13 protein-coding genes are annotated in these 7,997 nt (G+C 57.1%); 11 read left to right on the top strand and 2 right to left on the bottom strand.

Features of this window, described 5'->3' with window-relative positions; all coding sequences use genetic code 11:
• Positions 1–38 precede the first annotated feature (38 nt).
• Genes LKE28_06465 through LKE28_06445 form a run of 5 tightly spaced genes read left to right on the top strand, consistent with a single transcriptional unit; the run spans position 39 to position 3,458 of the window.
• Complete coding sequence (locus LKE28_06465) at positions 39–1,175, top strand: hypothetical protein (GenBank protein ID MCH3907883.1); 1,137 nt, start codon at positions 39–41, stop codon at positions 1,173–1,175.
• A 23-nt stretch (positions 1,176–1,198) separates the two neighbouring features.
• Positions 1,199–1,408 carry a HypC/HybG/HupF family hydrogenase formation chaperone gene (locus LKE28_06460; protein ID MCH3907882.1) on the top strand — a complete coding sequence of 70 codons (210 nt, stop codon included), beginning with the start codon at positions 1,199–1,201 and terminating at the stop codon, positions 1,406–1,408.
• The gene (gene hypD / locus LKE28_06455) at positions 1,405–2,460 is read left to right on the top strand and encodes a hydrogenase formation protein HypD (protein ID MCH3907881.1); all 1,056 of its coding nucleotides are present in this window, start codon (positions 1,405–1,407) and stop codon (positions 2,458–2,460) included. The genes LKE28_06460 and hypD overlap by 4 nt, the downstream gene beginning before the upstream one ends.
• Positions 2,453–3,355, top strand: a complete 903-nt coding sequence (gene hypE / locus LKE28_06450) for a hydrogenase expression/formation protein HypE (protein MCH3907880.1) — start codon at positions 2,453–2,455, stop codon at positions 3,353–3,355. The genes hypD and hypE overlap by 8 nt, the downstream gene beginning before the upstream one ends.
• Positions 3,306–3,458 (top strand): hypothetical protein, encoded by a 153-nt coding sequence (locus tag LKE28_06445; protein MCH3907879.1) that lies wholly within the window; start codon positions 3,306–3,308, stop codon positions 3,456–3,458. Before hypE ends, LKE28_06445 begins: the two co-directional genes overlap by 50 nt.
• A gap of 2 nt (positions 3,459–3,460) precedes the next feature.
• On the opposite strand, the gene LKE28_06440 is transcribed toward LKE28_06445, so the two are convergent.
• The gene (locus LKE28_06440) at positions 3,461–3,805 is read right to left on the bottom strand and encodes a helix-turn-helix transcriptional regulator (protein MCH3907878.1); all 345 of its coding nucleotides are present in this window, start codon (positions 3,803–3,805) and stop codon (positions 3,461–3,463) included.
• A 116-nt stretch (positions 3,806–3,921) separates the two neighbouring features.
• Between LKE28_06440 and LKE28_06435 the strand changes: the two genes are divergently transcribed.
• On the top strand, positions 3,922–4,557 hold the full coding sequence (locus LKE28_06435) for an NAD(P)-dependent oxidoreductase (protein ID MCH3907877.1): 636 nt from the start codon (positions 3,922–3,924) through the stop codon (positions 4,555–4,557).
• Here LKE28_06435 and LKE28_06430 read toward each other — a convergent pair.
• On the bottom strand, positions 4,538–5,137 hold the full coding sequence (locus LKE28_06430; GenBank protein ID MCH3907876.1) for a DNA-3-methyladenine glycosylase I: 600 nt from the start codon (positions 5,135–5,137) through the stop codon (positions 4,538–4,540). The genes LKE28_06435 and LKE28_06430 overlap by 20 nt on opposite strands.
• 248 nt (positions 5,138–5,385) lie before the next feature.
• Here LKE28_06430 and LKE28_06425 point away from each other — a divergent pair, with 248 nt between their 5' ends.
• The 5 genes from LKE28_06425 to LKE28_06405 all read left to right on the top strand — a co-directional run bounded on the left by LKE28_06425 (position 5,386) and on the right by LKE28_06405 (position 7,990).
• Entirely contained in the window at positions 5,386–6,165 is a 780-nt protein-coding gene (locus LKE28_06425; protein ID MCH3907875.1) for a nitrogenase iron protein NifH, read from the top strand.
• A 77-nt stretch (positions 6,166–6,242) separates the two neighbouring features.
• Positions 6,243–7,055: a nitrogenase component 1 gene (locus LKE28_06420; protein ID MCH3907874.1), complete on the top strand. Its 813-nt coding sequence runs from the start codon at positions 6,243–6,245 to the stop codon at positions 7,053–7,055.
• A gap of 22 nt (positions 7,056–7,077) precedes the next feature.
• Positions 7,078–7,440: a hypothetical protein gene (locus tag LKE28_06415; protein MCH3907873.1), complete on the top strand. Its 363-nt coding sequence runs from the start codon at positions 7,078–7,080 to the stop codon at positions 7,438–7,440.
• Complete coding sequence (locus LKE28_06410) at positions 7,437–7,652, top strand: hypothetical protein (protein ID MCH3907872.1); 216 nt, start codon at positions 7,437–7,439, stop codon at positions 7,650–7,652. The genes LKE28_06415 and LKE28_06410 overlap by 4 nt, the downstream gene beginning before the upstream one ends.
• The gene (locus LKE28_06405) at positions 7,631–7,990 is read left to right on the top strand and encodes a hypothetical protein (protein MCH3907871.1); all 360 of its coding nucleotides are present in this window, start codon (positions 7,631–7,633) and stop codon (positions 7,988–7,990) included. Before LKE28_06410 ends, LKE28_06405 begins: the two co-directional genes overlap by 22 nt.
• The last annotated feature ends 7 nt before the right edge of the window (positions 7,991–7,997 follow it).

Genomic DNA, 7,997 nt, shown 5'->3' with positions numbered 1-7,997 from the left:
TGATCCGCCGCTCCCGGGGGTACGCCCCCCTGCCGTTGATGCTCTCCTCCCCGCTCCACGGACAGGTAATCGGTATCGGGGGAGAACTGAAGAATACGTTCTGCATCGGCAAAGGGCATCTGATGTACCTCTCCCCATACGTGGGGGACATGGGGGACATCCGTACCGTAGCGGCGTTGAAGGAGACGGTGGGGCGATTGGAAGGCCTTCTGGAAGCAAAGCCCCAACTGGTGGCCTGCGACCTGCACCCCGCCTATCATACGGTGACGGTGGCGGAAGGACTGGGGCTCCCCGTGCTGAAAGTACAGCACCACTGGGCCCATATTCTCTCCTGCATGGCCGAGCATGACACCCAGGGGGATGTGATCGGCGTGGCGTTTGACGGGACGGGATATGGGACGGACGGGACGATCTGGGGCGGGGAGTTCCTGCGCTCCTCGTATCGGGGATTCCAGCGGCTCGGCATGATCCAACCGTTTCTGCAAATCGGAGGGGACGCTTCGGCCCGGGAGGGCTGGCGCATCGCCATCTCCCTGCTGTACGCCCACTACGGCAAGGACGCCCTAGCGATCATCCAACGGCTGGGACTGTGTGACGAACAGATGGCACGGGTGCAGATGACCATGGCGGAAAAGAGGATCAACTGTGTCCTCTCCACCAGCGCAGGACGTCTGTTTGACGGAGTGAGCGCCATTTTGGGCCTTTGCAGAAGCTCCACCTTTGAAGGGGAAGCGGCCATGACGCTGCAGTTCGCCGCCCAGAACGGGGAGGAACACCACGCCGACCAACACAAGCGCTCCCCCTTCTCCGGTCCCATCCGACGGAAGGATGACGCTCCGTTCCAGTTGGACACGGATGGTTTGGTAGGAAAGCTTACCGAAGCGGTTCTGGACGGAATGGATCGAAAGGAGCTGGCGTACCAGTTCCATGTGGCGCTCTCCGACCTGGTGGTCGCCGGATGTGAGGAAGCACGAAAACAGACAGGGCTTTCCCTCTGTGCATTGAGCGGTGGCGTGTTCCAGAACCAGCTGTTCACCCGTTTGTGCGCCACAGGACTCAGGGAGCATGGATTCACCGTATTGCTCCATTCGCTCGTTCCGCCCAATGACGGAGGCATCGCGCTGGGACAGGCGGTCGCTGCCATGTACCAGTTGGACCCACAGCTGCAGGAATAAAAAGGATATCAGGAGGTAACGATATGTGCGTAGGAATTTCAGGAAAAGTGGTCAGCATTGACAAGGGGACGGCGGTCATCGACATGTCTGGCGCCAAACGAGAAGTTTCGGTGGATCTGATTGAGGATCTGGAACCGGGGGATTACGTGATGGTGCATGCCGGCACCGCAATCGCGAAGATCACCGACACGGATGACCATGAGACGAACACCATCATGGGAAAGCTCTCATGAACCAGCAGGACATCGAGGCGAAGGAGGTGTTCACCTCCTACCAGGGAAAGCCGCTGAGGATCATGGAGGTGTGCGGCACGCACACCCATGAGATCTTCCGCCTGGGAATCCGGAACCTGCTTCCCTCATCCATCACGTTGATCTCCGGACCGGGGTGCCCGGTGTGCGTCACGCCGGTGGGATACATCGACGAGGCGCTGATGCTGGCGCTGGACCACCACGCGACGATCTGCACGTTCGGTGATTTGATCAAAGTGCCGGGGTCGGAGATGAGCATGGCCGGCTCCCGCGCACAGGGCGCGGTGATCAAAACGGTCTACGCGCCGATGGATGCCGTCACCTATGCAAAGGAGCACCCGGACGAGCAGGTGGTGTTCCTTGCCGTGGGCTTTGAGACCACCGTCCCGTCGGCATGCCTTGCCGTCAAGCGCGCCGAGGCCGAAGGGGTGAAGAACTTCACCATCCTCGGGGCGAACAAGACGATGCCAAACGCCTATCAGGCGCTGAAAGGCAGCGCCGACGCGTTCCTGTATCCCGGACACGTCAACGCCATCACCGGTACGGCGGTGTGTGAAGAACTGGTGAAACAAGGAGTTTCCGGCGTGGTGACCGGGTTTACGGCAAGCGAACTGCTTGCCGCGCTGGCCGTCATCATCCGGTTGTCAGAGAAAGGGGTGCCGTTCTTCCAGAACTGCTATTCCCGGGTGGTCAGGCCGGAAGGCAACGTCCCGGCGCAGAAATTGATGGCCGAAGTGATGGAAAGCTGTGACGCCGAATGGCGTGGTTTGGGGATGATCAAAGGATCCGGGCTGAAACTCAGGCCGAAATACCAGGCGTTTGACGCCAGGGTTCGGTTTCATCTGCCCCACATCACCGGCAGGAGCAACCCTGCCTGCCGGTGCGGGGATGTGCTGCAAGGCAAGTGCACGCCCTCCGAATGTCCGTTGTTCGGAAAGATATGCACGCCCCTGCATCCCATTGGGGCCTGCATGGTGTCCAGTGAAGGCGCATGTTCGGCATACTACCAATATGGAGGAAAAATCAATGGATAAGACAATCACGCTGGCCCATGGCGCCGGCGGTAAACAGACGGCTGAGTTGATCGACCAGGTGTTCAAAGCCCATTTCGCCAACCCGGATTTCACCGGGGATGACGCCGCGGTGCTCCCCCGGCCGGATGGGAAGATCGCTTTCACCACCGATGGGTTCATCGTCTCTCCGTATGAGTTTCCCGGCGGGAACATCGGGAAGCTCAGCATCTGCGGGACGGTGAACGACCTCTCCTGCATGGGGGCCAAGCCCAAATACCTTTCCTGTTCGTTTGTCATCGAGGAGGGATTCCCCATCGACAAGCTGGAGATGATCGCTTCCAGCATGGAGAAGACAGCAAAGGAAGCAGGTGTCCGGATTGTTGCGGGCGATACCAAGGTTGCCGGCAAAGGGCAGGTGGATCATATCTTCATCACCACCACCGGAATCGGTGAGGTGTTGCCTGGGATCCACACCTCCGGCACGCTTGCCCGTCCGGGGGACTCGGTGATCGTCACCGGAGATATCGGGAGGCACGGTGCGGCGATTCTCCTGGCCCGTGGCGAATTCGGCATCGACGCGGACATCAGCAGCGACTGCGCCCCGCTGTGGGGCACCGTATCGCGCATGCTGGACGCGTCAAAGAACATCCATGTGATACGGGACGCCACTCGTGGTGGAGTCGGCACGGTGCTGTATGAGATTGCCGGGCAAAGCCACGTGGGAATTCATCTGGATGCCCAGAGCATCCCGGTAAGCGGCCCGGTCTCCGGAGTGTGCGGCATGCTGGGATTGGAGCCGTTGTACTTGGCATGTGAGGGGACACTCGTCGTATTCATTCCGAAATCGGATGTGAGTAAGGTACTTGATGCGCTGCATGACAGTCCCGTACGCCACCCATGCCACGGTGATCGGTGAGGTGGTCGATGATATGCCGGGCTCCGTGGTGATGCGGACGGCCATCGGGTCGGAAACATTGCTTCCACAGCCAGGCGGCGAACTGCTTCCCCGGATCTGCTGACCTCAGTCCTGTTTCGGTTCCTGCACCATCTTCGCCTTGTAGGCAGTCCCCCAGGAGACCAGGACATCCAGAACCGGTTTGAGGCTCCGTCCGATCTCCGTCAGGGAATAATCCACCCGGGGAGGAACCTGGGCGTACACTTTCCGACAGACCAATCCTCGCGCTTCCATGGCGCGGAGATTGGCGGTCAACACTTTCTGGGAAACGGTTCCGATGGAACGTTTCAGTTCTCCGAACCGTTTCGTACCGGTCATCAGGTCACGGATGATCAAGACTTGCCATCGGTCACTGATCAACGAGAGCGTCACTTCCACCGGACAATCCGGCAGGGGTTTTACGGTTTGCATGTTCAATAGTATCCTTTTGGTTCCTAAGCTACCTGAAAGTACGTACTTTACGTTAAGGGAGGCATGAAGTAGGTTTACCATAGGACTTGCCGTCATGCAAGCCAGAGGAGAAAAGCATGCGTATCGCAATTATCGGAGCCACAGGACGCGCGGGAAGCCTGATGGCCAAGGAAGCGCTTTCCCGGGGCCACCACGTCACCGCCGTCGTCCGTGACCGTTCCCATATCACCAATACGGCCATCCATGCCATCGAAAAGGATCTGTTCGATCTCACCACCGATGATCTCAAAGCGTTTGACGTGGTGATCGACGCGTTCGGAGCGTGGAAGCCGGAGACCATTCCGCTTCACCAGACTTCATTGAAGCACCTTGCCGACATCCTGGCGGGGACGAAGGTCCGTCTCCTGGTGGTCGGCGGGGCGGGAAGCCTGTATGGGGACAACGGCCACACCAAGCGGGTGATGGACAGCCCCGATTTTCCCAAAGAGGCGTTGCCGCTGGTCTCCAGCATGGCCAAGGCGTTTGACGCGCTCCGGATCCGCAACGATGTCAACTGGACCTATTTCAGCCCGGCGTTGAACTTCATCGCCGACGGTCCGCGCACCGGTTCCTACCAGCTGGGCGATGACCAGCCGGTGATGGACGGCAAAGGGATCAGCGAGATCAGCTACGCCGATTACGCCATCGCCATGATCGACGAGGCCGAACGCGGGGCGCATGTCCGGAAGCGGTTCACCGCTGCGTGGAAATAAGATTGTTTGGGGAAGCGGCTTTGCACGCTTGATACCGGAAGCAGGAGCTCTCGTGGTCGTTGATGATTCCGGCCGCCTGCAGGTGCGAATAGACCGTCACCGGCCCAAGGAACGCAAAGCCGCGCTTCTTCAGATCCCCGCTGATCATCCGTGACAACGGGTTTTCCGCAATGACGACCGAGCCATCGGCGTGTCCCGGATATTCCATCTGTTTGCCATCGGTGAATGCCCAGAGATATGAAGAGAAGGAACCGGCTTCCTCCTGGATGCGGAGAAACGCCTGGGCGTTGGTGATCACCGCCCGGATTTTCTTCGGGGAGTGGATCATCCCCTGGGTTTCCATCGCCCGATCCACGTCAGCTTGTCCGAACCGAGCGACCTCGGTGGAATCAAAGCCGGCAAACACCGATCTGATTACATCCCGCTTTCTCAGGATGGTCATCCAGCTCAACCCGCACTGCATCACTTCCAAGCTGAGGAATTCGAACTGCCTCACGTCATCAAACAGGGGCACGCCCCACTCCGTATCATGATAGGCCTGAAGCAACGGATCACCCTCGGCCCATGCACAACGTTCCATCTCACACCTCTCATCCATCCTAAAAGAACCATCAGGAAAATGCCATGCCTCTCTATTGCGTTTGGAGCAACTCTCCTTTCCGTGAACGATTTTTCACATCTGTGGAATTTCTTCCCAGAAGACAAACAGGTTATTTTCCTCATTTCCCTTGACTCCCCTTTCCCAATTGTGATAAAAAATTGAACCGAAAAACAGCTAATAATTTTATGGTATGCAAAAAGTTAGGTTTACCTAACCAAGGAGAACGAATGTACAAAATCGCCATCTACGGAAAAGGCGGCATCGGAAAATCCACCACCGCATGCAACCTTTCCGCGGCACTCAGTGTGATGGGGTATCATGTGATCCAAATCGGTTGTGATCCGAAAAGTGATTCCGTCAAGAATCTGATGGAAGGGCAAAGGATACCCACCGTCCTTGACCAACTCAGAGAGAATGAAAACGCCGATCTGGAACTTTCCGACATCGTATTCCAAGGGTTCAACGGCGTCTGGTGCGTCGAGGCGGGAGGCCCCACCCCGGGTATCGGATGCGCGGGAAGAGGAATCATCACCGCATTCCAAAAACTGGACGAACTGCACGCAAAAGAAACCTACCATCCTGACGTCATCATCTATGACGTTCTTGGTGATGTCGTCTGTGGGGGATTCGCCATGCCTATCCGCAGTGGATATGCCCATGATGTCTTCATTGTCACCAGTGGGGAAATGATGGCGTTGTACGCAGCGGACAACATTGTCCACGCCATTCGGAACTTCGGCCCCAGGGGCTATGCCAAATTCTCGGGCGTCATCCTCAATCGCGAGGAACGTCGCCAACGAGCAGAGCATCGTCGGACAACGCGATGCGTGAGATGGGGGGTGCGATCATTCGCGACGGTTCCTCGTGATGGCATCGTCCAGCAAGCGGAGGGGCAGGGAAAAACCGTCATTGAGGCTTTCCCTGACTCCCCGATGGCGGATGTGTACCGGACATTGGCCAAAGAGATCCTCGCTCATGCAGAGGATATGGCCGAAGGAGACGCATAATGGATTGCGGTTGCGCTTGTTTTCCCAGAACACTTCGGTATGAATCCCCCGCTCATGGAGGTTGGGGCATCGTACGAATGGCCTCATTGGTTCCCGAAGCCTACATGTTGTTCGTCGTTCCTCCTGCCTGTGGCCGTCATGGAGCCCTGGGCGCCTTGATGAGCGGGTGCAAAGACAAGGTTTCCTATTTGTATCTTTCCGAAGAGGATATCGTCTCAGGATCCTACGAACACGCCATTCCTCCCGCCGTGGATGAACTCCTTGCCTTCCTGAATCCGAAACCCAAAATCCTGTTTTTGTTCGGGGGATGTATCGACGACCTGCTTTGCACCGATCATGAGGCGTTGCTTTCCCACCTTTCATCCCTGCATCCCGACCTGTTGTTCCGGTATTGTCATATGAATCCCATCCAGCTGGATACGCCAAATCCTCCGGGTGTCACCCTGTTCACCAACATCTACAGCCTTCTGCCAAAAAAAACGCATGATCCCTCTCAGATCAACTTGCTGGGGAACAACCTTGCCCTTGCCCTGGATTCAGAACTGTACGCCATTGCGGCATCTTTTGGAGTAAGGATAACGCAACTGCCCATGTGCAAGACCTTTGAGGATTTCATGGAGATGGGTTCAGCCAGTCTGAATCTTGTCTGTTCCCCCCGGTGCGTTCCCGCCGCGAAACAGATGGAAAAACGCCTTGGCATCCCGTATCTTCCTTGCTTCCCCACCTACGATCCCCTGCAGATCGCCTCATTCTACCAGCTCTTGACGGAACGCCTCGCGTCCCAGACGGGCCGTTCTTCTTCGTATGATTGGCACACGGAACAAAGAAAGGCGGAAGCTGCGCTGAGAAGAACGGCGAGAGGCTGCAGCGGAATTCCCGGTTTCTGTTGACTTCCAAGCGACGAACCGGCCATTGAGTCTGACCCGGACGTTGCTGAAGCATGGCTTCTCCATCGGTTTGGTGTCGGTGGATGGCGTTCCCCCGTTCGAGAAGGAAGCGTTCTCCTGGCTCCAGGAGCACGCGCCCTCGGTTGAGATCATCGATCCCATGCATCATGACGCGCCCAAAAACGCGTATCCCCAGTTCCACAATTCGATCAGTCTTGGCGTAGACAGTGCGTACGCCACCGGTACGGACCATATCGTGGATCTCCAGGAGGACAATGATCTGTTTGGATTCTACGGCATCGTCAGACTGATGGAAATCATCTCAAAAGCGGCCATGGAAACGGCTGACATCAAGGACAAGATCCGGGAGGCGAAACTCGTTATATGAGTACACTCAGCATTTTGCTGCCACCCTGCTCTCCTGATTATTCAGGGGTCGCGTCGGTGTTGTATGAATTGGGAGGCATGGTGGTACTCCACGACGCGTCCGGTTGCACCGGCAACTATCTGGGATATGACGAACCCCGATGGATCGATACCCGTTCGTTGGTCTACTGTTCCGGGCTGAGGACACATCGATGCCGTATTGGGACGGGATGACAAACTTGTTTCCCGCGTCGTCGCCGCAGCGGAGAGCTTCCATCCCGCTTTCATCGCCATCATCGGCTCTCCCCGTCCCCATGCTTGTCGGTACGGACTATCAGGGAATCGCCAGGGAAATCGAAGCAAAGACAGGAATCCCATCGTTCGGATTCGACACGACAGGGCTGGATTTCTATGACAAGGGAGTCGTCATGGCTACCAAGGAACTGCTCAAGCGGTTCGCCCCAAGGACAAACCACTACCAGCAGATCCCACATACCATCAACATCGTCGGAGCCACGCCGCTGGATTGGGGCAAAAACGGGAACGACACGGCATGCCGTTCCGTTCTTTAGCGCAAAA

This window comes from Sphaerochaeta sp. (assembly GCA_022482495.1).
Classification (GTDB): domain Bacteria; phylum Spirochaetota; class Spirochaetia; order Sphaerochaetales; family Sphaerochaetaceae; genus RUG023.
Note: the sequence above shows the minus strand (reverse complement) of the source record. Positions and strands in the feature narration are given on the sequence as shown.

Bases quoted from the DNA above. Each gene is read 5' to 3' on its own strand.
- hypE (MCH3907880.1), top strand. From the start codon at position 2,453: ATGGATAAGACAATCACGCTGGCCCATGGCGCCGGCGGTAAACAGACG.
- LKE28_06410 (MCH3907872.1), top strand. From the start codon at position 7,437: ATGAGTACACTCAGCATTTTGCTGCCACCCTGCTCTCCTGATTATTCA.
- hypD (MCH3907881.1), top strand. From the start codon at position 1,405: ATGAACCAGCAGGACATCGAGGCGAAGGAGGTGTTCACCTCCTACCAG.
- LKE28_06460 (MCH3907882.1), top strand. From the start codon at position 1,199: ATGTGCGTAGGAATTTCAGGAAAAGTGGTCAGCATTGACAAGGGGACG.
- LKE28_06445 (MCH3907879.1), top strand. From the start codon at position 3,306: ATGCGCTGCATGACAGTCCCGTACGCCACCCATGCCACGGTGATCGGT.
- LKE28_06430 (MCH3907876.1), bottom strand. From the start codon at position 5,137: ATGGAACGTTGTGCATGGGCCGAGGGTGATCCGTTGCTTCAGGCCTAT.
- LKE28_06405 (MCH3907871.1), top strand. From the start codon at position 7,631: ATGCCGTATTGGGACGGGATGACAAACTTGTTTCCCGCGTCGTCGCCG.
- LKE28_06425 (MCH3907875.1), top strand. From the start codon at position 5,386: ATGTACAAAATCGCCATCTACGGAAAAGGCGGCATCGGAAAATCCACC.
- LKE28_06435 (MCH3907877.1), top strand. From the start codon at position 3,922: ATGCGTATCGCAATTATCGGAGCCACAGGACGCGCGGGAAGCCTGATG.
- LKE28_06420 (MCH3907874.1), top strand. From the start codon at position 6,243: ATGGCCTCATTGGTTCCCGAAGCCTACATGTTGTTCGTCGTTCCTCCT.
- LKE28_06465 (MCH3907883.1), top strand. From the start codon at position 39: ATGCTCTCCTCCCCGCTCCACGGACAGGTAATCGGTATCGGGGGAGAA.
- LKE28_06440 (MCH3907878.1), bottom strand. From the start codon at position 3,805: ATGCAAACCGTAAAACCCCTGCCGGATTGTCCGGTGGAAGTGACGCTC.